Source organism: Paenibacillus sp. V4I7, from assembly GCF_030817275.1.
Lineage (GTDB): Bacteria > Bacillota > Bacilli > Paenibacillales > NBRC-103111 > Paenibacillus_E.
Window position 1 is genome coordinate 5,612,715 of sequence record NZ_JAUSZD010000002.1, and the last position, 23,495, is coordinate 5,636,209.

The window sequence follows — 23,495 nt, forward strand, 5'->3', positions numbered from 1 at the left end:
CCATCATGTTAGATCATAACATACAATGTCAATCCTGCCAAAAATCATATTCATCGTGTGCGGCAATCATTAACATGCCTTAAAAGAGCTACACCGCAGCGAATCTCCTCCTCGGTTAGATGTGCAAAACCGAAGATTGCCCCAGCTCGCTCTGGGGGGAGGCCGTAAGTCGCTGCGTCGCTCCACGAGACGCCAGCTTCACGGCATACGGCTGCATAGGAGGCATAGCTGCGGGGGTCGCCCCGCCACCAGCCGAACAAATGCAGCCCGCTATCACTCTCCACCCACTCGAAGAGGGTGGAGAGCTCCTCCTGCAGCAGCTCTTGCAGGAGCAAGAACTTGCTCGCGTACACCCGCCGCATACGGCGCAGGTGACGCTCATAGCCGCCGCTCACCATGAAAGCGGCGAGCGATCGCTGTTCGAGCAGCCCCGAAGGGTGCGGCTCGTAAAGCCGCTTCGCGGCTACAAAAGCGCCCTGCAGCGCCTCCGGCAGCACGACGTACCCGATGCGCAGCTCCTGCAGCATCGTTTTGGAGAAGGTGCCGATGTAAACCACTCGGCCCTCATCTTGGTCTAGCACCTTGAGCGGCTCAATCGGCCGCCCGCGGTGCCTGAACTCGCTGTCATAATCGTCTTCGACGATGACAGCGCCCTGCTCTGCCGCCCAGCGCAGAAGCTGCTGGCGGCGCTCTAAGCCCAGCACCGCCCCCGTAGGGAACTGGCGGCTGGGTGTCACGAACAGCAGCCGTGCGTTCCACGGCTGCGGCACAAGCCCTTGCCCGTCCACCGCCGCGTGGACGGGGACTCCGCCAGCCGCCAGCACAGCGCGGCTGACGCCTTGATACCCCGGGCGCTCCAGTATGACTGGATCGCCTTCATTCACGAGCACCTGGGTCAGCAGCGCTATCGCTTGCATCGACCCGTTGACGATTACGATGCGCTCAGGCGGCGCATCGATTCCCCGCATCCGTCTCAGGTGCTGTGCGATCGCTTCGCGAAGCGCATAATGCCCCTCGGCGATGTAAGCCTCCTCCTCCGGCGACTCCGTCATCCGCCGCACCTGCTCGTACATCCCGCGGTTCCACAGCTCCCGCGGAAACTCATTCATTTGCGGTCGACCCACCGCAAACGAAATCTTTCGCCCCTGTCCTTGTCTCTGCACTTGTCCCTGCACTTGCACTTGCCCCTGTCCCTGCAATTGCCCCTGCACTTGCACTTGCCCTTGCTCTTGCTCTTGCACTTGCCCCTGCCCCTGCACTTGCCCCTGCCCTACCCAATCCCCATCACGAACCCGCATCCCCCAAGCCGACAGTCGAATCTCCTTCCTGCTAACGTGCTCCTTCTTCTCCTGCCCGCTAGCATATACAACAAAAGTCCCTCTTCCTATATCAGCCTGCAAGTAGCCCTCAGCAATCAACATCTCATACACCTGATTAACGGTTCCACGAGACAATCCAAACAAAGCTGCCAGTTCACGGCTCGACAGGAGCTTCGTATGTAACTTCAGTCTATTCGCAAGTATTTCATCATGAAGAGCATGATACAATGCGGCATACTTACTCGCATATCTCGTTCGATAGGAATGGTAGGGTAAATGAAACTCCATGCTTACTCCTCCGATCATTATAGTGAGAATTCGTTTTCCTGCAAATGAAGTAATCGATGATTATCTAGGACAATCTTCTGCAAAAAATGAGGCAACCTACGTTTGTTAGTTACCCTCAGAATTGATTTAGGGGGAACCTAGGTGCGCTATTTCTTGCAAAATGCTTGTTTCGCTCTCAAAAGGGAACGACGTTCCGCGTAATCGCCTCCACTCGAGGAAACAAAGCAATTAGCGCATCGACGTTCCCTCACAGCAAGAAATACGATATCACCATAAAATTGGTACATCTAAATATAACAAAATTGGATCTTTCTATTAATCCACTTTTCTATTATGCTATCTAAAATCTCATAAATATGACCTTACGACAAGGAGAACATGCCAAATGAATCTACAACCTCTTATTTTAGAAGGAGATCGAGTCGCCCTACTACCTATGCAAAAATCCCATATAACCGGCCTACTAGAAGCAGCAGCCGACCCTAACATATGGGCATATATGACGCCGCTTCTTAGTTCCGCAGATGTGGAGAAGTTTGTTCACCAAGCACTTGAAGAACAAAAGGCAGGACTGGGTATCCCTTACAGCGTCTACGACAAGCATACCGATGCTTTCGTAGGCAGCACACGTCTCTTCGATATCTCAGCCCAACATCGGAATCTAGAGATCGGTCATACCTGGTACAATTCCCAAGTATGGCGCACGCGCGTTAATACCGAATGTAAATATTTACTGCTGAACCACTGTTTCGAAACATTAAACCTTCTCCGTGTCCAACTAAAAACGGACCTACGGAACGAACGCTCTCAAACGGCTATTGCTCGATTAGGCGCCCAAAAAGAAGGTATTCTCCGTCAACATCGTATACTTCACGATGGTTATATACGTGACACGGTTATGTTTAGCATCCTCGATACCGAATGGCCCGAAGTTAAACAGCGATTAGAAGGTTTTTTAAATAAAGTTGGTGTGTAATTCCATCTCGAAAATAATCCGAAAATATTTATTTCGCGCAGTGACGTACACTTGTTAAAGTGGTATAATAACTGCAAAAAATGAATAGCTCATTGGAAGGAATGACCCACTCTTATGAATCCTCTGGCACGACAGTTAAACGAGACCCTGGAACGTGAAAATTCTCACGTGCATGACATGCTTTCTGCATTAGGTAGATCGATTTACTTCCCGAAAGAAGGCATTCTCAGCCAATCTGCTGAAGCAAAGGCCAAAGCCAAGAAATACAATGCTACTATCGGTATTGCTATCGAAAATGGTCAACCTATGCATCTGAAGGTCATTCAAGACACACTCTCCACCTACGCACCAAAAGATATATATGAATACGCACCACCTGCAGGTAAACCTGAACTTCGTACAGCGTGGCGCAAAAAAATGCTCGAGGAAAATCCCGAGATTGGCAATAAACTGATCGGTAATCCGATTGTTACAAATGCCTTAACCCACGGTCTTAGCATTGCCGCTGACCTTTTCGCAGATGTAGGCGACGCAGTAATTATACCGGATAAAAACTGGGAAAATTACGAGCTCACTTTCGAAATCCGCCGCGGCGCCCAAATCGTGAATTACCCGTTATATAACGAGCAGCAGAAATTTAATGCAGCTGGACTTCGTGAAGCTCTTTTTGCTCAAAAGTCCAAAGGCAAAGCGATCGTTGTCTTGAATTTCCCGAACAACCCGACAGGCTATACACCTGGGGCTGAAGAGGGGAAAGAAATTACTGCTGCCATCAAAGATGCTGCTGAAGCAGGCATCAACGTCATCGTACTTACGGACGACGCATACTTCGGTCTTTTCTTCGAGGGTTCTCTGCACGAGTCCTTATTCGGTCAATTGGCTGACATCCACCCGCGTGTGCTCGCTGTCAAAATCGACGGAGCCACCAAAGAAGAATACGTCTGGGGCTTCCGTGTAGGCTTCATTACGTATGCAGGCCAAAGCGAAGCACTTCTCAGCGCCTTGGAGCAGAAAACAATGGGGATCATCCGTGCGACCATTTCCAGCGGTCCTCATCCGTCTCAAACATTCGTGCTTCATGCGCTTAACTCTCCAGAGTTTGCACAACAGAAACAAGAGAAATACGAGATCATGAAAGGCCGCGCTAACCGCACCAAGTCCATACTGGACAGTGGAAAGTTCGATGATGCATGGGGCTACTACCCCTTCAATTCCGGTTACTTCATGTGCTTGAAGCTCAAAACTGTTGATGCCGAAGCCTTACGTGTACACTTGCTGAATCAGCATGGTGTAGGGACGATCGCCCTCGGATCTACTGACCTCCGCGTTGCTTTCTCCTGTATTGAAGAAGGCAGCCTCGAGGAACTATTCAACCTTATATATCAAAGCGTTAAAGAAATAGAAACCGTCTCTGCAAGCAAATAATGTGAACAAAAAAGAGCACTTCCTAACCTCAAGTTAGAGAGTGCTCTTTTTGTTCTTCTCTTTTCGTTCTATCACAATAGGAAAACAATCCTCTTAATTCGGCATTTTCGAACAGCCTTTTCGTGGTTTTTCAACTGAATTAGACACTCTACTAGATCACTCTTCATTTTTAATCATAGAATAATTATGAAGTTGAAAATTTGAAGGGGTGATAGATTTGCAATACTCAACATATGGCAGGCATACGGTTGTTGACGTTTGGGGGGTAGATTCCAGTTTTCTAGATAATGTTGATTTTTTACGGCTAATTATGGTGAATGCAGCTGAGAAGAGTGGTGCTACCGTGTTGTCAGTAATCCATAAAAAATTCGATCCAAGTGGCTGTTCAATCCTTGTTCTTCTATCTGAAAGTCATCTTTCCATTCACACATATCCGGAGGAAGGTTTTGCGGCAATAGATGGTTACACCTGCGGAACGAGAGTAGACCCTAAAATAGCAGTCGATTATTTAGTGGATATAATAAAACCCAAGAAAATGTATACAAAAACATTGATTCGAGGTTCTAATGAAATAGATGTCCTAGATTAATATAAAAAGCCTCTTTCGGATGAAGAGGCTTTTTGTGTCGAAGTCAGATGCGTAATGGTTGTTGATCATTCCCTAATGCCCCTATTGCCCCTTTTGCGCGTCTTTTTGCAACAATTCCGCTTTATCTGTCTGTTCCCAAGGAAACTCAACATCCGTGCGTCCAAAATGTCCATACGCTGCCGTGCTCTGATAGATTGGTCGACGTAGATTTAACATCTTAATAATACCTGCCGGACGAAGATCAAAGTGATTGCGAACTAACTGAATAAGCTTGTCATCTTCAATGATTCCCGTACCAAATGTTTCGATAGCTATACTAACAGGATGTGCTACTCCAATAGCATAAGCAATCTGAATTTCACACTTTTGAGCTAAACCTGCCGCAACAATGTTTTTTGCTACATAACGCGCGGCATAAGCAGCTGAACGGTCAACCTTGGTGGGATCTTTACCCGAAAATGCACCTCCGCCATGACGAGCATAGCCGCCATAAGTATCGGCAATAATTTTACGACCCGTTAATCCTGCATCTCCCTCTGGACCACCGATCACAAATCGACCCGTTGGATTAATAAAATATTTTGTTTTCTCATCTATCAAATCAGTTGGAATGACAGGCAAAATCACAAATTCATACATATCTTTTTTAATTTGCTCTAGGGACACTTCAGGATCATGTTGAGCTGAGATTACGATCGTATCGATACGGATGGGGCGATCGCCTTCATATTCTACGCTGACCTGTACCTTCCCGTCAGGACGTAGATAAGGTACTGTACCATTCTTGCGTACTTGAGCCAATTGATACGCCAGTTTATGGGATAGAGCTATTGGCATTGGCATCAATTCCTTGGTTTCACTACAAGCATATCCGAAAATCAACCCTTGATCACCGGCACCCGTTTCTTCCATATCTCCTTCATTCAATATGCCATCGCGGATTTCTAAGGCTTGGTTGACCCCCATTGCAATATCAGGAGATTGTTCATTGATGGCGATTAAGACTGCACATGAATTGGCATCGAAACCGAATTCAGCTCGTGTATATCCAATGTTACTAAGTGTTTTTCGAACAACTTTTTGATAATCAATAACCGCATTCGCTGTAATCTCGCCGGTTACAAGAACAAACCCCCGACCCACACAACATTCACAACCAACGCGTGCATACGGGTCTATCTCGTATATTGCATCTAGTATACCATCAGAAATTTGGTCACAAAGTTTATCAGGATGGCCTTCAGTCACCGATTCAGAAGTAAAGAGATGGTTTCTTTTTTTAATCGTCATATACATGACCTCCCAACTAATAATCCTCTTTTATAACTCCCCCCACCCTGCTATCTGTCTAACGCGGGATGTAATGTCGCTGATTCTTTGCACTTGCCGTCTTTCTAGTACCAATTCTTGTCCGATTGAGAGCGCTAACTTTTCAGCTTTTGCCCGCAAACTAGGATCATTTATACTTTCCATGTCCCATACATGTGATAGACCTATGATTCTACGAATCATTTTACAACCCGCATAGCCCGCAGCATCCTCAAGTATTTGGAGTAAGTAATGATCTACGTATCCCGGAATTACCGCCATTCTTTCTTTAGATTCCTTTTCCCATAAATCCCTAAATTCTTTTTCAAAATATGACCATATTTGTTCAATCATCGTAAGAAGATACGCTTGATAATCCATTCGTTCCTGCGAGTCCGGAGTGTGTCCTTCGTGGGAGGCAAAGCTAAGTAATAGATTTCCTATCACAGCGCCGATATCAAATCCAATAGGTCCATAAAAAGCAAATTCCGGATCAATCACCTTAGTATCCTCTTTCGTTACCATGATGCTGCCGGTATGAAGGTCCCCATGGATGAGTGCCTGGGCATGAGTAAGGAAACCTTCCTTTAATTTTGCGACCTCAAGTTTCAGTTGGTTATTCTCCCATATTTCAACCACCTTATCTGCTATCAATGGATTAAATTGATTAGTTTCTGAAGCGTAATAAGGATCTGTAAAAATGAGATTTTCGGATATCTTACACATTTCCGGATTTGAGAACTGAACCACTTTTTCTTTTTTCACTTGAGATGGTAATGCAAAATCGGACGTCAAATACAAAGTCCGTCCTAGAAAAGTGCCCATATGACATGCAAAATGAGGATAGCGTTCACGGGTAACCAATCCTTTACGCATATTCAGATAGTTCGACAAATCTTCCATCACAGTTAATGCCATCGTACTATCATAATGATAGACATTAGGCACACTACCTGGGCAAATAGAATGTTGAACAATCAATGCCTGACTTTCAAGTCGTGCCCGGTCGAGGGTCAATGGCCAAGATTCCCCAACCACCCGCGCATACGGAAGCGCCTGCTTCATTATGATGCTTTTTCCTGAACTTTTGTCTGTAATACGAAAGACGAGATTTAAATTTCCATCGCCAATCTCTTGGCAAACCAGCTGTGCATTTGTCATAAACATGTTTCTTAACTTTCGGGCGTAATTCAATGCTCTGTATTCATTAAGGGCTTGGTACTGAAGCATACTATCATTCCTCCTTTCTTCCTCAGTAGAAAAGTAATACTATTCTATTAATAATCGAAGAAAGAGAATTTGGTGTATGCAAAAAGCCAAAATAGTAAAACAGACTACATATTTAGGCCACTCTAAGAGAATTTATCGGTGGAACCGAAATGTTGGCAATAAAATGGACCTTCATTTAGCTATATTGATAATTGGAGAACCTAGCATAATAACACAAAAAAACCCTTAACTAGTAAGGGTTTCTTGCTTAAAATTGGGATGCGGTCGGAGGGATTTGAACCCTCACGCCTTGTGAGCGCCACCCCCTCAAGATGGTGTGTCTGCCGTTCCACCACGACCGCTTATGAAAATTAGAAAACTGGGGATCTAGGATTTGAACCTAGGCATGACGGAGTCAAAGTCCGTTGCCTTACCGCTTGGCTAATCCCCATTATTGAAGGGAAAAGGGCGACCGATGGGACTTGAACCCACGAATGCTGGATCCACAAACCAGTGCGTTAACCCCTTCGCCACGATCGCCACAGTAGGGATTTATTCCCTGAAGACTAGATACGAAACTTGCGTAAAGTAATCATGTGCATGGCTACGTTAGACGTAGGTGCTAGCTGCTTAGTCAGCTTTTTGGTTAAGCCCTCGACCGATTAGTATTCGTCAGCTGCATGCATTGCTGCACTTCCACCTCGAACCTATCAACCTCGTCGTCTACAAGGGGTCTTACATACTGGGAAATCTCATCTTGAGGGGGGCTTCGCGCTTAGATGCTTTCAGCGCTTATCCCCTCCGTACATAGCTACCCAGCGATGCCTCTGGCGAGACAACTGGTACACCAGCGGTACGTCCATCCCGGTCCTCTCGTACTAAGGACAGCTCCTCTCAAATTTCCTACGCCCGCGACAGATAGGGACCGAACTGTCTCACGACGTTCTGAACCCAGCTCGCGTACCGCTTTAATGGGCGAACAGCCCAACCCTTGGGACCTACTTCAGCCCCAGGATGCGATGAGCCGACATCGAGGTGCCAAACCTCCCCGTCGATGTGGACTCTTGGGGGAGATAAGCCTGTTATCCCCAGGGTAGCTTTTATCCGTTGAGCGATGGCCCTTCCATTCGGTACCACCGGATCACTAAGTCCGACTTTCGTCCCTGCTCGACTTGTAGGTCTCGCAGTCAAGCTCCCTTATGCCTTTGCACTCTGCGAATGATTTCCAACCATTCTGAGGGAACCTTTAAACGCCTCCGTTACATTTTAGGAGGCGACCGCCCCAGTCAAACTGCCCACCTGACACTGTCCCCATACCGGATCACGGTACCAGGTTAGAACTCCGATACGATCAGGGTGGTATCCCAACGATGCCTCCACCCAAGCTGGCGCTCAGGCTTCAAAGGCTCCCACCTATCCTGTACAGATCGTACCAAAGTCCAATATCAAGCTGCAGTAAAGCTCCATGGGGTCTTTCCGTCTTGTCGCGGGTAACCTGCATCTTCACAGGTATTAAAATTTCACCGGATCTCTCGTTGAGACAGCGCCCAAGTCGTTACGCCATTCGTGCGGGTCAGAATTTACCTGACAAGGAATTTCGCTACCTTAGGACCGTTATAGTTACGGCCGCCGTTTACTGGGGCTTCAATTCATAGCTTCGGGCTTGCGCCCTAACCACTCCTCTTAACCTTCCAGCACCGGGCAGGCGTCAGCCCGTATACTTCGCCTTGCGGCTTCGCACAGACCTGTGTTTTTGCTAAACAGTCGCTTGGGCCTTTTCACTGCGGCCCCCTCGGGCTATTCACCCTACCGAGGCACCCCTTCTCCCGAAGTTACGGGGTCATTTTGCCGAGTTCCTTAACGAGAGTTCTTCCGCGCGCCTTAGAATTCTCTTCTCACCCACCTGTGTCGGTTTGCGGTACGGGCACCTTCGCCTGGCTAGAAGCTTTTCTTGGCAGTGTGAACTCATGACCTTCGGTACTTAAATTTCCCTCCCCATCACAGCCCAGCCTTAACGATGTGCGGATTTGCCTACACATCAGCCTCACTGCTTGGACGAGCATCCATCAGCTCGCGTCACTATCCTTCTGCGTCACTCCATTGCTCATAACGGCTACGGTGGTACAGGAATTTCCACCTGTTGTCCATCGACTACGCCTTTCGGCCTCGCCTTAGGTCCCGACTTACCCTGAGCGGACGAGCCTTCCTCAGGAACCCTTAGGTTTTCGGCGGATCAGATTCTCACTGATCTTTTCGTTACTTATACCGGCATTCTCACTTGTATGCGCTCCACCTGTCCTTACGGTCAGAATTCTACGTACATACAACGCTCCCCTACCCATGCACTAAAGTGCAAGCCATAGCTTCGGTGGCGTGTTTAGCCCCGTTACATTTTCGGCGCAGAGTCACTCGACCAGTGAGCTATTACGCACTCTTTCAATGGTGGCTGCTTCTAAGCCAACATCCTGGTTGTCTGTGCAACTCCACATCCTTTCCCACTTAACACACACTTGGGGACCTTAGCTGATGGTCTGGGCTGTTTCCCTTTTGACAATGGATCTTAGCACTCACTGTCTGACTCCCGGATTTAAGTTTGTGGCATTCAGAGTTTGACTGGACTTAGTAACCCTTGGCGGGCCCCGCACCCAATCAGTGCTTTACCTCCACAACTCAACATCCGAGGCTAGCCCTAAAGCTATTTCGGGGAGAACCAGCTATCTCCGAGTTCGATTGGAATTTCTCCGCTACCCCCACCTCATCCCCGCATTTTTCAACATGCGTGGGTTCGGGCCTCCAGTGAGTGTTACCTCACCTTCACCCTGGACAGGGGTAGATCACACGGTTTCGGGTCTACGTCCACGTACTAAAGCGCCCTATTCAGACTCGCTTTCGCTGCGGCTCCGCCTCTTCAGCTTAACCTCGCACGGGAACGTAACTCGCCGGTTCATTCTACAAAAGGCACGCCATCACCCATATAGAGGGCTCTGACTTCTTGTAAGCACACGGTTTCAGGTTCTTTTTCACTCCGCTTCCGCGGTGCTTTTCACCTTTCCCTCACGGTACTGCTTCACTATCGGTCACTAGGGAGTATTTAGCCTTGGCAGATGGTCCTGCCGGATTCCGACGGGGTTTCACGTGACCCGCCGTACTCAGGATACCTCTAGGGGTTTCGTTCGATTTTGGCTACGGGGCTTTTACCCTCTATGCCGGACCTTTCCAGATCACTTCGCCTACCGAACTAACCCCACAACGAGGTCCTACAACCCCAAGGAGCAAGCTCCTTGGTTTGGGCTATTCCGCTTTCGCTCGCCGCTACTGACGGAATCACTTTTGTTTTCTTTTCCTCCAGGTACTTAGATGTTTCAGTTCCCTGGGTATGCCTCTACTATTGCTATGTATTCACAATAGAGTAACTGCGCATTACCACAGCTGGGTTCCCCCATTCGGACATCCCCGGATCAAAGCCTGCTTACGGCTCCCCGAGGCATTTCGTCGTTCGCCACGTCCTTCTTCGGCTCCTAGTGCCTAGGCATCCTCCGTGTGCTCTTTCTAGCTTAACCATTTATAGGGACCTTTAGCGTTAGCTAAAGTCTCTCCTAAGCTGAAAAAACTTTAAAGATTTTTGCAAGATTCGTTAGAATCAAGCAACCTAAGTTCTTACTTTACGTTTTGTTTCGTTATCTAGTTTTCAAGGAACAACTGTAATGCTTTTGAAAGATTGCTCTTTCAAAACTGAACACGAGTGAGTAAGCGATTTGTATCCTATACTGAGAGACTTTGATCTACGATCAAAGATCCCTATATTAGATACTTGACTGGATCTATCAGATCCGAGTCTCCATAGAAAGGAGGTGATCCAGCCGCACCTTCCGATACGGCTACCTTGTTACGACTTCACCCCAATCATCTACCCCACCTTCGGCGGCTGGCTCCCTTGCGGGTTACCCCACCGACTTCGGGTGTTGTAAACTCTCGTGGTGTGACGGGCGGTGTGTACAAGACCCGGGAACGTATTCACCGCGGCATGCTGATCCGCGATTACTAGCAATTCCGACTTCATGCAGGCGAGTTGCAGCCTGCAATCCGAACTGAGATCGGCTTATAAGGATTGGCTCCACCTCGCGGCTTCGCTTCCCGTTGTACCGACCATTGTAGTACGTGTGTAGCCCAGGTCATAAGGGGCATGATGATTTGACGTCATCCCCACCTTCCTCCGGTTTGTCACCGGCAGTCATCTTAGAGTGCCCACCCAAAGTGCTGGCAACTAAGATCAAGGGTTGCGCTCGTTGCGGGACTTAACCCAACATCTCACGACACGAGCTGACGACAACCATGCACCACCTGTCTCCAATGCTCCGAAGAGGGCACCTATCTCTAGGTGTTACATCGGGATGTCAAGACCTGGTAAGGTTCTTCGCGTTGCTTCGAATTAAACCACATACTCCACTGCTTGTGCGGGTCCCCGTCAATTCCTTTGAGTTTCACTCTTGCGAGCGTACTCCCCAGGCGGCATACTTACTGTGTTAACTTCGGCACCGAGGAATCGAATCCCCAACACCTAGTATGCATCGTTTACGGCGTGGACTACCAGGGTATCTAATCCTGTTTGCTCCCCACGCTTTCGCGCCTCAGCGTCAGTTATAGGCCAGAAAGTCGCCTTCGCCACTGGTGTTCCTCCACATCTCTACGCATTTCACCGCTACACGTGGAATTCCACTTTCCTCTCCTACACTCAAGTCAACCAGTTTTGGATGCGAACCGGGGTTGAGCCCCGGGCTTAAACACCCAACTTAATTGACCGCCTGCGCGCGCTTTACGCCCAATAATTCCGGACAACGCTTGCCCCCTACGTATTACCGCGGCTGCTGGCACGTAGTTAGCCGGGGCTTTCTTCTCCTATACCGTCACACAAAGAGCAGTTACTCTCCTTGCTGTTCGTCTAGGGCAACAGAGCTTTACGATCCGAAAACCTTCATCACTCACGCGGCGTTGCTCCGTCAGACTTGCGTCCATTGCGGAAGATTCCCTACTGCTGCCTCCCGTAGGAGTCTGGGCCGTGTCTCAGTCCCAGTGTGGCCGTTCACCCTCTCAGGTCGGCTACGCATCGTCGCCTTGGTAGGCCGTTACCCTACCAACTAGCTAATGCGCCGCAGGCCCATCTATAAGCCACAGATTGCTCCGTGTTTCATAATTCTCTCATGCGAGAAAACCAGTTATCCGGTCTTAGCTATCGTTTCCGATAGTTATCCCGATCTTATAGGCAGGTTACCTACGTGTTACTCACCCGTCCGCCGCTAACTTATCCCGAAGGATAAGTCCGCTCGACTTGCATGTATTAGGCACGCCGCCAGCGTTCGTCCTGAGCCAGGATCAAACTCTCCATAATAGAAAAGCTGAAATGCTCATTGACTTGCTAGCGAGATTTTACAATCTCTTTTTTGAACGATTTCTCGTTCGTGCTTACTCACTCGTTGTTCAGTTTTCAAAGATCAATTTCTTTCGTTCTTCCGCCCTACTCTCTCGGCCGGATTTATAATATAGCATAGTCGCCTAACCAAATGCAAGCTTTTTTTACTTTTTTCGATAAAAAATTCAGCTCCATTTTGGCCGGAAAATGAATATATCATGCTGAGATCAATCATGCAACCGCCTATTTTTACCAACTTCAAGTTCTTACACGATCCAACATCGTTTCAACAAGCTCTTGCTCAAAATGCTCTTTAAGCGAATCGTTGCTTTGACTAATAGAAAGTTGTATCTCTTTAAATTCTCCAACCAAATTTTGAATGTCTGTCAGTTTCCCCTCTTGGGCCAATCGTCCTGTAAGCTCAATCACATGATAAGCAATTGCTTGATACGCATCGGCAAAGCTTTGGTCAACATCAGCAGCAGCCCGATAATCTGCATAATATCGTTTAAACGTTTGAATGAGTGTTTCGTCCATCTGTCAACTCTCTCCTTTCAAGATAGGAGTCAGTTTGCCTCCAGGAAAGGAAAAATATGCAGCATATAAAAGCAAAAGCTCCCGCTGTCTGGCAGCAAGGAGCTTTTCGCATGATTCATGCCTTTTTCATTTTTTCTGTAGGGGAAAATTATTTGACTTCAATTGAAGTAATAACTTGATTATATCCTTTTAACTGAACCGGATGATTTTGCACTAGTTGAGTACGGTCGCCAGTTATTACTACATTCGGAGATACGTTGTAGATTGTTGCTGTGTTATTTTGCGTTAATGAAACTGTTGCGATCTTACCTTGTGCGTCTGGTGTCGAATAGTTAAATAGGCCAATTACATCAATTGCTTGATTATCTTGAGCCAACTTCGTCACTTGTATAGTAACTTGGTTACCGGAAGTTGTGATATTGACTACATCGCCAACTTGAAGCAAGGCAGCAGGTACCTGTACACCACCACGATAAATAACTACATTAGAGCTAATTGTGTATGGAGTTGTTGTTCCTGCTGAATTCGTCAAAGTCAACACATTATTGTTGTTGTAAACTGCAGCACTAATCGTCCCGCTTGTGACGTTATTTTGTTGAGCCATTTTCGTTACTTCAATATAATTAACAATATTATTAAAACCATCAACTTTAATTTCATCGCCTACTTGCAGTTGAGCAGGGCTTACTTGTACACCACCACGTAGTATGAATACATTTGGGTGAAGGGTGTACGGAGTTGATACGCCATTTTTAGTAAGCGTAAGAACGTTATTAGCAACTACGGCGTTCACAGTTCCAGTGCTGATGCTTTGATCTTCGTCAGGCAGTTGGTTGCCTGCACGATCCAATAAAGCAGCCAATTGAGCGCGTGTTACGTTTTGAGTTGGTTTAAATGTGTTATCCTCAAACCCGTCAATCAGACCTTTTTCGATCGCTACAGCTACATAACCTACAGAACCGGCCGGGATTTTGTTTGCATCTTTAAATTGAAGTGTTGTATTCATTTTCGCTTTTGCTTCAGCTTCCAATTTCAAAGATTTGACCAAGAGTGTAGTCGCCCACAGACGATCTGCAGGTTGATTCGGTTTAACGGAATCTTCACTTTCAGAGAACAAATCATTTTCAAGAGCTACAGCTACATAACCTACAGCCCATGCAGGAATTTGATTCGCATCTTTAAAGTTCAGCTTCGTTTGCATTTCAGCAGCAGATTCTGCTTGTTCACGTAATCCCATATTACGAACGGCTGCTACAATTGCTTGAATGCGCGGAACCGCAATGTCAGGCTTAAATGATCCATCTTCAAATCCTTCAAATACGCGTTTGGAAGATAAACTTGCTATGTAACGCAATGCCCATTTCGCGCCTTCCATATCGTTGAAGTTCAGATTAATGTTGATGTTCGTATTAACTTTATTATGGTTGTTGCTTTTGTTTTCATATTTAAAATCTTTCTTATCATCACGGTCATGATCATTGCCTTTAGCGAACGCTGCAGCTCCGCCCCCCATTACCATTGTAAGTACAAGACCTGTTGCTACTGCTTTTTTCATTAAGTTCTTCTTCATTGTCAAATTCTCTCTCCCTTATTCATATGATGGAGCCTTCGCGAAGGGTTCCTGTGTTATGCTACAAGAATTCGCCCATCCGATTATCTTTTTGGGGGTGTACATCAAAATCTTTTATATCATCTTAATTTCTGAGTCTATTAAATCCACTATCAAACTGCTAAACTTAAGCCATATCAGACTATCGCAAAAGGAGTTTACACATGCGTCTACGGAATCCTCGAGTTCAACTTATTATCGCTTTAGCCGTTCTGCTTATTGTTTTGTCCGCAATTTCGTATAGCAAGGTTTGGCTTAAACAAGGGAATATCGAGCCAGAAGCTGTTTCTGAGCCAGCCATCACGCATCCAGACACTCCAATCGTAAGCGTTGCCCCCACAGCACCTGTTGTCGCAACAAATAATGAGAGCGTTAATACGTATCCTACTGAACACATCGATGTCGTTGTAATCGGCAGTGAGCTTGAAGGTCTTTACCTTGCCAGAGCTGCAGCAGATGAAGGCTTGAAGGTTAAAGTATTGGATCCTCATAAAGCTTTTGGAGGTCAGATTCTCCAAAGTCAAATGCTCTTTCTCGATGAAACCCGCGACGATCAAGGACATTTACTTGTACAAGGCCGTGCCAAAGAATTATTCGACGGTTTCAGAAATGCCAAAATTCGTAAGCTTCCTGAGTTCTCTACATATATGAATAAACTAATTAGAGATATTCCTTTGGAATCTGGCATTGTCATTAATGAGATTGAACAAACGAATACTTCTGATCAAATGCACAAAATCGCTTCTATCGTTTACAGTACAGAAAAGAAGGAAAAGAAGAAAATCACAGCCACCTATTGGGTGGACAACAGCGATTATGCCGCGTTAATCAGTCGATTGGACGTCAAGCGATTGCCAGGTCTTGAGAAGTTCTATGGTCAAAAAGAGATCGAGTATATGAGTGCTGGCATGATGATGAAGTTCAAAAATGTCGACTGGAAAAAGTTTAACACCGCATTTAATCTATTAAAGCAGGAAGAAAAATCGAAACAATTCGGTGGCGGTTACGTAAGTGATAGCTTCGCTATTGGGCTAAGCGGAATGACTAAAGCCTATCATCCTTCCAATGATCGAGTCTTTCTAAGAGGTTTAAATGCGGTACATCAACGGGATGGGGAAGTACTCATTAACGCCCTTCTTGTTTATACCGTTGATCCTTCAAAACCAGAGTCCATCCAAGAGGCTGTTAATTTGGGTAATAAAGAAACTGCTCTGATTCTCAATCACTTCCGTAAAACGTTACCGGGTTGGGAACATGCTGAATTAGGCGAATTTCCTACGTATCCCTATGTCCGAGAATATAATCACTATGAAATGGACTATGTTTTAAAACCATCTGATCTCCTTTCAGGCACGATGTTTTGGGATAATGTCAGCATTGGTGGATATCCGCTTGATTTGCAGGGCACAAGCGCTAACAAGTGGGGTATTGAAATGGGGCGTCCGGATAAATACGGTATGCCACTGCGCAGCTTTTTGCTGAAAAATTATGAGAATGTCATCGCGGCCGGAAAAAATGTAGGTTCATCGGCTATCGCCTACGGAAGCACAAGGATTCAACCGAATACTAGTCTAGCTGCAGAGTCTATCGGAGTTATTTTAGGTCAACTGCATGGTAAGCAAAAGCTGAGGGAAATAAAACCTGATGAAATGGCCAAACTCCAGCAGTACTTAGCTCACCACTATCAAATCAAGGTTACGGGTGTAGTAGGTACGAATAAAATTACCGGTTGGAACGAAGAAGAAATTAGAAAGCTCGACTCCGGAGAAATTATATATCCTAGCTATATTAAAACCAGAAAAAATCCTGCGAGTAAATAATCAGATAAATGATCAGAAAACCGTGCATTCGTTCCTCGAACGAGTACACGGTCTTTTTTTGCAAAAAATCGTTAGATTTCTCGCAACAAAATAGTTGAAATCATGCATGTTCAGCATTATAATAAGCCATATACTTATTATTACTTATAATCACTTAAGCGAAAGGAGTTAATCCCCCTTGTTTCAGGAAGAAAGACTTATTTCAATCGTCGAATACTTAAAATCAAATAAACGAATTACTGTCGATCTTATTTGTGAGCTCTACGATGTTTCGCGGGACACAGCTAGACGTGACATGGTTAAGCTCGAAGAGCAAGGGACTATTGTTCGAACGCGCGGCGGTGCCATACTCCCTACCCTTTCCAAAGAAGTTGGAGATTATGATCAACGATTGCAAGCCGAGTCTTCCTCGAAGCTAACGATTGGCAAGACAGCTGCGGCACTCATTCAAGACGGTGATTATATCATGATGGATGCCTCAACCACAGTCCTACATGCTGCCACTGCACTAAGCTCCAAGCAGAATGTCGTCGTGACAAGCTCAATTGAAATTGCTGCTATTCTCACTCGTAAAGATGAAACGATCATCCATATTCTTGGCGGTGTACTGGATAACAAGCACCATAGTGTATACGGAGCGAAAGCGATCGAGATGTTAAATGACTATCATGTCGATAAACTGCTCATCGGTACTTGCGGAATTACAGAAGAAGGGCTGTCTGCTCCCAACGAAGAGGATTGTTATCTGGTGAGAGCCATGATGCAGCATGCGGACCAAGTTATCGTATTAGCGGATCATTCCAAATTCGGAAAGCGATTATTTCATCGCGTAGTGGGATTCGAGAGTATTGACATCCTTGTAACGGATCAGGCATTAAGCACTGAAATGAAAGAGAAATTACTTGCATGTGATGTGGAAATCGTATTAGCAGGAGGAGAAGACCAACATGATTAAACTTATCGTAAGTGATTTGGACGGCACATTACTCGATCACAATAAGAAAGTCAGTTCTAGAGAATTAGCTGCACTATTGAAAGTCAAAGAAGCTGGTATTAGACTTTGTTTGGCATCAGGAAGAATGAACATTGAAATGCAGCAGGTATTGGCGGAAATTGGTCATCGCGCCTATTCCATATCGCAAAATGGTGCATTCATCCACTTAGAGGACGGTACGTTCATGAAATCCCAGCTTTTTCAACCTGATTTGGCTTATCAAGTTTACCAGCTTCTTAAGGATTTTGATCTCGTCAAGCTCGTTTGCTCGGGCGAAGCAAATTATATCACGAATTTGACTCCTGCTTCCGATGAGGTGCAATCCCGAACATTCCAACCTTTTATTGTCAAAGAAGATGTGGAGCAGTCTTTGAAAGGGGACTTTGCTGTTTGTAAGTTCTCGATGTTTGGAAAAATAGAAACTCTCTTGGAGCTTAAGGCTCTTATGGAGGATAAGCTTGGGGATCAGCTTGAAATGTTCATTTCTGACAAAGATTGTCTTGACATTATGCCTCTCGCTGTTTCAAAGGGCAGCTCTCTGCTTGTCCTTATTGAAAAATTGGGATTGCAGCCAGAAGAGATCGCCTGCTTCGGGGATTCTTTCAACGATGTATCGATGTTCGGCATCACTCCTCATAGTTTTGCTATGAAAGGTGCTCATCCAGAAGTCAAACAAAAGGCATCGTACCATGTTGATTCTGTTGCAGAAGCCATTGGTCATGTATTTGCTTATAACGAGAAATATGCATTAGAACAAAAAGGAAGCACTGCCTTATGAAAAGACTACTTATTATGGGGTGCTTGTCCTACCTATTAACAGGCTGTACCCACGTTATATTTGGCGCTGTTTTGCCTGAATTACTTGCTCATTACGATCGTAGTTACAGTGACGGCGGAATGCTAGTCTTCCTAGAATTCGGTGGTTTCCTTCTAGGTGTACTCTGCATGCCTAGTCTTATTCGTCGCATCAGTCGCAGAAGTACCATTACAGCGGCTTTTGGTCTTCTCTTTTTCGCCATGATCGCCATTGTCCTACTGCCTCCATGGCCGATTACGGTTTGTCTCTCTTTCATAGCCGGTGTCGCTTTCGGACTCGTCGAATCCTGCATTAGCACCTTTGTATTAATGGCAGCAAAGGATAATCAAGCGATTGCTTTCAACAAGCTCGAGGTTTTCTTCGGACTTGGGGCGTTATTTATGCCAATTATATCAAGTATCCTTATTGCCGGCGGCTTATGGAAATATGGATTCCTGCTTTTAGGTTTAAGTGCATTAGCTACGGGTATCGTCTGGTCAAAGCTTTCCTTAGGCGAGCATGATACGTTATTAGCTCATAAAGCGGATCGCATGCAGCGAACAGAGAAACTCCCTGCACTGACGAAGAGCTCCTTGACGTTTCTTCTTCTACTCATGATCGTTTTCTTCTTATATGTAGGAATGGAAAATACCATCGTTAATTTCTTGCCTTCCATCTTTACCGATCAATTACATGCTTCCAGCTCCGTTTCCTCTCTCGCTGTAACTGCCTTTTGGCTAGCGATGGTGATAGGCCGTATTTTCGCCGGTGTGGTAGCCGAGAAAATGACTTATTTCCGTTACTTAGCTATCTCCTTTGCAGGTAGTCTGCTTACAGTTCTGATATGGGTGTTTAGCACGAACCTATGGAGCAGCTTCGCAGTTGTACTATTACTTGGATTATTCATGTCCGGTATGTTCGCTGTAGCTCTCATTTATGCGAATCAACTGCTTCCGGGGCGTACAGAGCAAACAACGAGTACGCTAATCGCAGCAGGGGGATTAGGAGGTTCTATTCTGCCCTTAGGTGTCGGTTGGGGGATGGACCGTTTTCATGTTGGCGTGTCGATTTGGTTTGTACTGATTGGTATGTGTGTCGTGTTAGGCATCATTTTATACTCTCGGAGATGGAACGTTCAAACCACAAAGTCTGTATAAAGTTAAAAAAAAGCTGAAACCCTTAGTGGATTCAGCTTTTTCTATGTTATCGCAACGGCTTTAATTGGATGATGATAGCTTTTTCCTCGAACAGTACATTCTTTACACCAATCAGTTTTGGCAAGTGATCTTCAATAGGGAGTTTAAAAGGCGAAAGTTGAACCCATTCACTTGGTACTTGCATGCCTTTAATACTCGTATTTCTATGTTGTACGACTAAATTCGGCGGGTTCCAAGCAAGGGTGAACATCATTTGGGCACCGATGGGTATCTTCTCCCGCCACCTAACATTTACGTCAGCCACAAGGTTCGAACCTTGTAGTGTAAGCTTCGCCCCTTCAATTCGAAAATCATTAGGGAGAACCTGATGTGCAGCTAACTGCTTCTTTACCACTTCATTAAGGTCTTGTTCGGTTAGCTGTACCTCAAGCTTCCGGTTCTTGACGATGTCTGTGATCTTACTGCTGATCGTGATTTCATTATAATCCAGGTTTAAATCTTCGGTTGGTTTAACATGCCGAACGGCGATCGCAAGTAGCGCCGTAAGGATGAAGCCCACAGCTATGGCGAAAATAAAAAGTTTTCTCAGCACGTCTCACACCCCGCAGATAACAATTTGTTGTTGCCCTCGTAGATAGGGCTACTCTTTGTTCTGCTGCTTTTCTTTGAGCCAGCGAGGAGCGCCCTTGCTCTTGCGATCTCGCTCGCGCTGGGCTTTACTCACGGTCTTGCCACCAGCGGCCGTGTTCGCCTGCGCCGCCGGCTTCGCCGGGGCAGCGCTGCTCTGGCCGCGCGCGTCAGTCGCCGCGGCGCTAGTGCGCACCGCGCCCGCTGGCGCGGCAGCATCCTGCGCGCCGGCGGAGCTGCGCGTAGGTGCTGCGCCGCTCGGGCGGGCAGCTTCGCGGCGGCTGCGCATCGTCGCCGCACTGCGGTCCTGGGCCGGGTCGACGAGCCGGCCTTCGAACATCGCCTTCGGCGCGATCGTGATGCCGAGCTGCTTCTCGAATTTGTCGAGAATGAACTGCTCCTTCGGCGTCACGATAGAGATGGTCGTACCCTCGCGGCCCATCCGACCGGTCCTGCCTACGCGGTGGAGATAATACTCCGCGTTGGTCGCAGGATCCAAGTGGAAGACGTGGGTTACGCCTTCAATATCAAGTCCTCTTGCGGCAACGTCCGTTGCGAGCAGCAATTGAAATTTCCCATCCCGGAAATTCCCCATTACTCTGGCCCGGTCTTGTTTGCTGGCTTCTCCGTACAAGGCTTCAACAGATAGACCAACGTATTGGAGTTTGGCCACCACTTGGGCAATATCGTCCGTGACGTTGATAAACACGATAGCGGATGTAGGCTTAATCAGACGTACAAGTCTTCTCAACGTATCAATCTTTTCACGTTCCTGACACACCACATACATGTGTTCCAATGTTTCGGCTGTACGCTGATTCGGATTGATTTTGATAATCACAGGATCTTTGAGCCATCTCCCCGCAGCTTGCTCAGTGCTTTGCGGAATCGTCGCGGAAACAAACACCATCTGACTGGACTTAAGCATTCCTTTAAGGACGGCTTCAACATCCTGCATGGAACCTAGCTCGAACACTTGGTCCACTTCATCAACAATTCCCATTTTCACATGATGTAAAGTAAGCTTCTTTATTTTCATAAGTTCAAGCAAACGACCCGGCGTACCAACAACAATATGAGGGTGTAGGCGAAGCTTTTCTACTTGTCTAACAATGGCCGCTCCACCGATAAGAGATTGAGAACGAATCGGTCCTCCGTCCGTGAACTTCTCAATTTCCTGCATGATTTGCATACCAAGTTCTCTGGTAGGAACGACTACAAGCACCTGCAATTGTTTTTGCGTAGAATCGATTCGCTCCAATGCTGGAAGCAAATAGGCTAATGTTTTGCCCGTACCCGTTTGAGACTGAATGATGGCATCTTTCCCTTGATTTAACACAGGAATACCTTCGGCTTGAATCGGTGTTGGCTCACCAATCCCTAATTCTTGCAATTTATCTAAATAGGACTGCGCGATCTGCAGTTGTTCAAAGCTTGTACTCAATTTACGAAAACCCCTTTTCTCATCCAATCTAATGTCCTTATTATATGCCACGCCGTAAAACGATACAAATCGCCAACCACTGAAAGCAGAAATAAGAGTCCATAAGGACTCTTATCCGCCAGATCCCCACTCTTCAAGCAGTCTCTGCTTAATCACATCACGTGCCCGGAACAAGCGTTGTCGAACGACTCCCTCCGTTACACCAAGCTCATTAGCCATATCTTTGTAAGATAAATTATGGATCCATTTCATCGCAATAATTTGTCTGTAGGAAGGGCTAAGCTGATTGATGTAGGTGATTATAGCCTCGCGCATTAGCTTCAGCTCTACTTCTTGATCCAGTGGAACCGGGTATTCAGATGTTGGTGCCGCTTCTTTGATACAGAGCATGAGTTCAGCTTCCAGCTCATCCCGGTTACGCTTGTGCTTACGAAGATGATTGAGTGTCACATTCCGAGTTAACTTCTTAACCCAGCTTTCATATTTATCAATTTCAGTCAATAAAGGCGCTTTGCGAACAGCCCTAAGAAATGACTCCTGAATAATGTCTTCGACAGCCGCATGATCCCTTAATATGAAGTAAATCATGGGATAAACGAGGAGATAGAACTCCTGGTATATCTGCTCCTGCTCGCTCTTATCTAATGTATAAAAATCACTGCTGAATATCAGTCTCAGAGACTTCGAATTAAACGCCCCCTAGCCTACCAGGTAGAACCAACGTATTGTGTTCCTACCTTATTTTAGGTCATAAAACGGGAGTAAACAATAATAATAATTAATTTAGGTGGAAAAAACTTCCTGCTTACTTCGTTCAAGCTTCTCATTGAGCCATGTAAATATGTCATCCAGAGCCTTTTCATCTTCTTTCCGAGGAAACCGATGTTCAAGTCCTGTATATAAAGCCATCGTATAATCTTTTCCAGCTTGATCCAGAGAGTTAGCCAATTTTCTTGCATGTCCTATGTCCACTTGCGAATCATTCGTACCATGAATAATATAGATAGGCGTGTTGATTTCATTTACCCAACATGCTGGCGACCGATCGATGTAAGCCTCGACTTGTTTCTTCGGATGTCCGACAACCCGTTTGAGCATCCGCCGCAAATCCACACGCTGCTCATAGGTATCCAACATGTCACTTACACCTCCCCAAACGACAACAGGACCAACCCCGCTGCACTCTCGGGCTGCACGCATGGCCATAACAGCACCTCTGGAAAATCCAATCAATGGTATGGGACCTGGCAATACTTCCTCTAAAGATTGCACCACTGGAATAGCATGAAACAAATCGAACCGGTCTTCCCCGCCAAAATCCTCACGTCCTTCCCCACCTTCATTCCCCCGATAATAAGGAGCAAAGACGACGTAACCGCGTTTAGCCATCGATATAATTCTTCGTTTGCGAACCATCCCAACACGTTTAATGCCTCCGCGGCAGTAAATGACAGCAGGTCGTGGACTTGTTCCATCAGGAACAGCTAAAAGACCTTTCACTTTTAGGCCTTGACTAATATAAGTAAGGATATAAAGAGATATATGCTTCACGAAACAGCGAATTTGCTCTTTTCTTACTAGTTGACCATCTCGGATATCGTCTAGTTCTATGGACATGGGTTCCCCCTATTTTGACAGCTGTCTTATCATCATATAAACTAAATGTACTCCACCTATTTTCCATCCGAAGGGATGAAACTATGAATACAGATTTTGAGAACGAATTTAATTCCTTAGTGTTCAAAACTGCTGAACTCATCACGGGCGATACTTCCCCTGAAATGCTTGAGAAAATTAAGATTTGGGCATTTTTTAATCATGTTCATAAGTCGCTGCCGGCTCTAACCTCCCACTGGAATCAAACGCATCCAGAAGGCAAAGCCGAAGTGCGTCGCATTTTCGAAGAAATTCGAGATTTGAACCAGGCCTTACAAGCGAAAAATCCGGAACAGACTTAATCATCCATCCATGAAAGAAAAAAAGCGGAATC

Annotated in this window: 17 protein-coding genes, 3 tRNA genes and 2 rRNA genes; 8 read left to right on the plus strand and 14 right to left on the minus strand. The window is 46.1% G+C overall.

Annotated features, from left to right (window positions below; genetic code table 11):
• Window positions 1-50: 50 nt before the first annotated feature.
• Window positions 51-1,607, minus strand: coding sequence for an aminotransferase-like domain-containing protein (locus QFZ80_RS26200; protein ID WP_307561832.1), 1,557 nt, complete (start codon window positions 1,605-1,607; stop codon window positions 51-53).
• A 385-nt stretch (window positions 1,608-1,992) separates the two neighbouring features.
• Between QFZ80_RS26200 and QFZ80_RS26205 the strand changes: the two genes are divergently transcribed.
• From QFZ80_RS26205 to speD, 3 genes are all read left to right on the plus strand, one after another.
• The gene (locus QFZ80_RS26205; protein ID WP_307553122.1) at window positions 1,993-2,583 is read left to right on the plus strand and encodes a GNAT family N-acetyltransferase; all 591 of its coding nucleotides are present in this window, start codon (window positions 1,993-1,995) and stop codon (window positions 2,581-2,583) included.
• A gap of 114 nt (window positions 2,584-2,697) precedes the next feature.
• Window positions 2,698-4,008, plus strand: coding sequence for an aminotransferase class I/II-fold pyridoxal phosphate-dependent enzyme (locus QFZ80_RS26210; RefSeq protein WP_307561834.1), 1,311 nt, complete (start codon window positions 2,698-2,700; stop codon window positions 4,006-4,008).
• Between the two features lie 217 nt (window positions 4,009-4,225).
• Window positions 4,226-4,597: an adenosylmethionine decarboxylase gene (gene speD, locus QFZ80_RS26215; protein WP_307561836.1), complete on the plus strand. Its 372-nt coding sequence runs from the start codon at window positions 4,226-4,228 to the stop codon at window positions 4,595-4,597.
• 81 nt (window positions 4,598-4,678) lie between these two features.
• On the opposite strand, the gene metK is transcribed toward speD, so the two are convergent.
• The 9 genes from metK to QFZ80_RS26260 all read right to left on the minus strand — a co-directional run bounded on the left by metK (window position 4,679) and on the right by QFZ80_RS26260 (window position 14,628).
• Window positions 4,679-5,887, minus strand: coding sequence for a methionine adenosyltransferase (metK, locus tag QFZ80_RS26220; protein WP_373460164.1), 1,209 nt, complete (start codon window positions 5,885-5,887; stop codon window positions 4,679-4,681).
• Window positions 5,888-5,917: 30 nt separating this feature from the next.
• A complete protein-coding gene (gene mtnK / locus QFZ80_RS26225; RefSeq protein WP_307561838.1) occupies window positions 5,918-7,135 on the minus strand; it encodes an S-methyl-5-thioribose kinase in 1,218 nt (405 codons plus the stop codon).
• Window positions 7,136-7,394: 259 nt separating this feature from the next.
• Window positions 7,395-7,476: transfer RNA gene (locus tag QFZ80_RS26230), tRNA-Leu, on the minus strand.
• Between the two features lie 17 nt (window positions 7,477-7,493).
• Window positions 7,494-7,565: transfer RNA gene (locus tag QFZ80_RS26235), tRNA-Gln, on the minus strand.
• A 16-nt stretch (window positions 7,566-7,581) separates the two neighbouring features.
• Window positions 7,582-7,654: transfer RNA gene (locus tag QFZ80_RS26240), tRNA-His, on the minus strand.
• Between the two features lie 102 nt (window positions 7,655-7,756).
• Window positions 7,757-10,674: ribosomal RNA gene (locus tag QFZ80_RS26245) — 23S ribosomal RNA — on the minus strand.
• Window positions 10,675-10,958: 284 nt separating this feature from the next.
• Window positions 10,959-12,500: ribosomal RNA gene (locus QFZ80_RS26250) — 16S ribosomal RNA — on the minus strand.
• Together the 16S and 23S rRNA genes with 3 tRNA genes alongside form the textbook arrangement of a ribosomal RNA operon.
• A 279-nt stretch (window positions 12,501-12,779) precedes the next feature.
• Complete coding sequence (locus tag QFZ80_RS26255) at window positions 12,780-13,058, minus strand: hypothetical protein (RefSeq protein WP_307561841.1); 279 nt, start codon at window positions 13,056-13,058, stop codon at window positions 12,780-12,782.
• A gap of 148 nt (window positions 13,059-13,206) precedes the next feature.
• Complete coding sequence (locus QFZ80_RS26260; RefSeq protein WP_307553117.1) at window positions 13,207-14,628, minus strand: S-layer homology domain-containing protein; 1,422 nt, start codon at window positions 14,626-14,628, stop codon at window positions 13,207-13,209.
• Between the two features lie 203 nt (window positions 14,629-14,831).
• On the opposite strand from QFZ80_RS26260, the gene QFZ80_RS26265 reads away from it, so the two are divergent.
• From QFZ80_RS26265 to QFZ80_RS26280, 4 genes are all read left to right on the plus strand, one after another.
• Window positions 14,832-16,487: an FAD-dependent oxidoreductase gene (locus QFZ80_RS26265; protein WP_307553116.1), complete on the plus strand. Its 1,656-nt coding sequence runs from the start codon at window positions 14,832-14,834 to the stop codon at window positions 16,485-16,487.
• 178 nt (window positions 16,488-16,665) lie between these two features.
• Window positions 16,666-17,442, plus strand: a complete 777-nt coding sequence (locus tag QFZ80_RS26270; RefSeq protein ID WP_307553115.1) for a DeoR/GlpR family DNA-binding transcription regulator — start codon at window positions 16,666-16,668, stop codon at window positions 17,440-17,442.
• On the plus strand, window positions 17,435-18,259 hold the full coding sequence (locus QFZ80_RS26275) for an HAD family hydrolase (protein ID WP_307561843.1): 825 nt from the start codon (window positions 17,435-17,437) through the stop codon (window positions 18,257-18,259). Before QFZ80_RS26270 ends, QFZ80_RS26275 begins: the two co-directional genes overlap by 8 nt.
• Entirely contained in the window at window positions 18,256-19,434 is a 1,179-nt protein-coding gene (locus QFZ80_RS26280) for an MFS transporter (RefSeq protein ID WP_307553113.1), read from the plus strand. Before QFZ80_RS26275 ends, QFZ80_RS26280 begins: the two co-directional genes overlap by 4 nt.
• Before the next feature lie 46 nt (window positions 19,435-19,480).
• Here the strand turns inward: QFZ80_RS26280 and QFZ80_RS26285 are convergent, their stop codons facing one another.
• The 4 genes from QFZ80_RS26285 to QFZ80_RS26300 all read right to left on the minus strand — a co-directional run bounded on the left by QFZ80_RS26285 (window position 19,481) and on the right by QFZ80_RS26300 (window position 23,122).
• Window positions 19,481-20,026 (minus strand): hypothetical protein, encoded by a 546-nt coding sequence (locus QFZ80_RS26285; RefSeq protein ID WP_307553112.1) that lies wholly within the window; start codon window positions 20,024-20,026, stop codon window positions 19,481-19,483.
• 48 nt (window positions 20,027-20,074) lie between these two features.
• Window positions 20,075-21,505 carry a DEAD/DEAH box helicase gene (locus QFZ80_RS26290; protein ID WP_307561845.1) on the minus strand — a complete coding sequence of 477 codons (1,431 nt, stop codon included), beginning with the start codon at window positions 21,503-21,505 and terminating at the stop codon, window positions 20,075-20,077.
• 111 nt (window positions 21,506-21,616) lie between these two features.
• A complete protein-coding gene (locus QFZ80_RS26295) occupies window positions 21,617-22,183 on the minus strand; it encodes an RNA polymerase sigma factor (RefSeq protein WP_307564246.1) in 567 nt (188 codons plus the stop codon).
• Between the two features lie 105 nt (window positions 22,184-22,288).
• Entirely contained in the window at window positions 22,289-23,122 is an 834-nt protein-coding gene (locus QFZ80_RS26300) for an alpha/beta hydrolase family protein (RefSeq protein ID WP_307561847.1), read from the minus strand.
• Window positions 23,123-23,205: 83 nt separating this feature from the next.
• On the opposite strand from QFZ80_RS26300, the gene QFZ80_RS26305 reads away from it, so the two are divergent.
• Complete coding sequence (locus QFZ80_RS26305; protein WP_307553109.1) at window positions 23,206-23,463, plus strand: DUF2573 family protein; 258 nt, start codon at window positions 23,206-23,208, stop codon at window positions 23,461-23,463.
• Window positions 23,464-23,495 lie beyond the last annotated feature (32 nt).

Excerpts from the sequence above, each read along its gene's own strand:
- QFZ80_RS26200 (WP_307561832.1), bottom strand. The coding sequence starts at position 1,607 with ATGGAGTTTCATTTACCCTACCATTCCTATCGAACGAGATATGCGAGT.
- QFZ80_RS26205 (WP_307553122.1), top strand. The coding sequence starts at position 1,993 with ATGAATCTACAACCTCTTATTTTAGAAGGAGATCGAGTCGCCCTACTA.
- QFZ80_RS26210 (WP_307561834.1), top strand. The coding sequence starts at position 2,698 with ATGAATCCTCTGGCACGACAGTTAAACGAGACCCTGGAACGTGAAAAT.
- metK (WP_373460164.1), bottom strand. The coding sequence starts at position 5,887 with ATGACGATTAAAAAAAGAAACCATCTCTTTACTTCTGAATCGGTGACT.
- mtnK (WP_307561838.1), bottom strand. The coding sequence starts at position 7,135 with ATGCTTCAGTACCAAGCCCTTAATGAATACAGAGCATTGAATTACGCC.
- QFZ80_RS26255 (WP_307561841.1), bottom strand. The coding sequence starts at position 13,058 with ATGGACGAAACACTCATTCAAACGTTTAAACGATATTATGCAGATTAT.
- QFZ80_RS26260 (WP_307553117.1), bottom strand. The coding sequence starts at position 14,628 with ATGAAGAAGAACTTAATGAAAAAAGCAGTAGCAACAGGTCTTGTACTT.
- QFZ80_RS26265 (WP_307553116.1), top strand. The coding sequence starts at position 14,832 with ATGCGTCTACGGAATCCTCGAGTTCAACTTATTATCGCTTTAGCCGTT.
- QFZ80_RS26275 (WP_307561843.1), top strand. The coding sequence starts at position 17,435 with ATGATTAAACTTATCGTAAGTGATTTGGACGGCACATTACTCGATCAC.
- QFZ80_RS26280 (WP_307553113.1), top strand. The coding sequence starts at position 18,256 with ATGAAAAGACTACTTATTATGGGGTGCTTGTCCTACCTATTAACAGGC.
- QFZ80_RS26300 (WP_307561847.1), bottom strand. The coding sequence starts at position 23,122 with ATGTCCATAGAACTAGACGATATCCGAGATGGTCAACTAGTAAGAAAA.
- QFZ80_RS26305 (WP_307553109.1), top strand. The coding sequence starts at position 23,206 with ATGAATACAGATTTTGAGAACGAATTTAATTCCTTAGTGTTCAAAACT.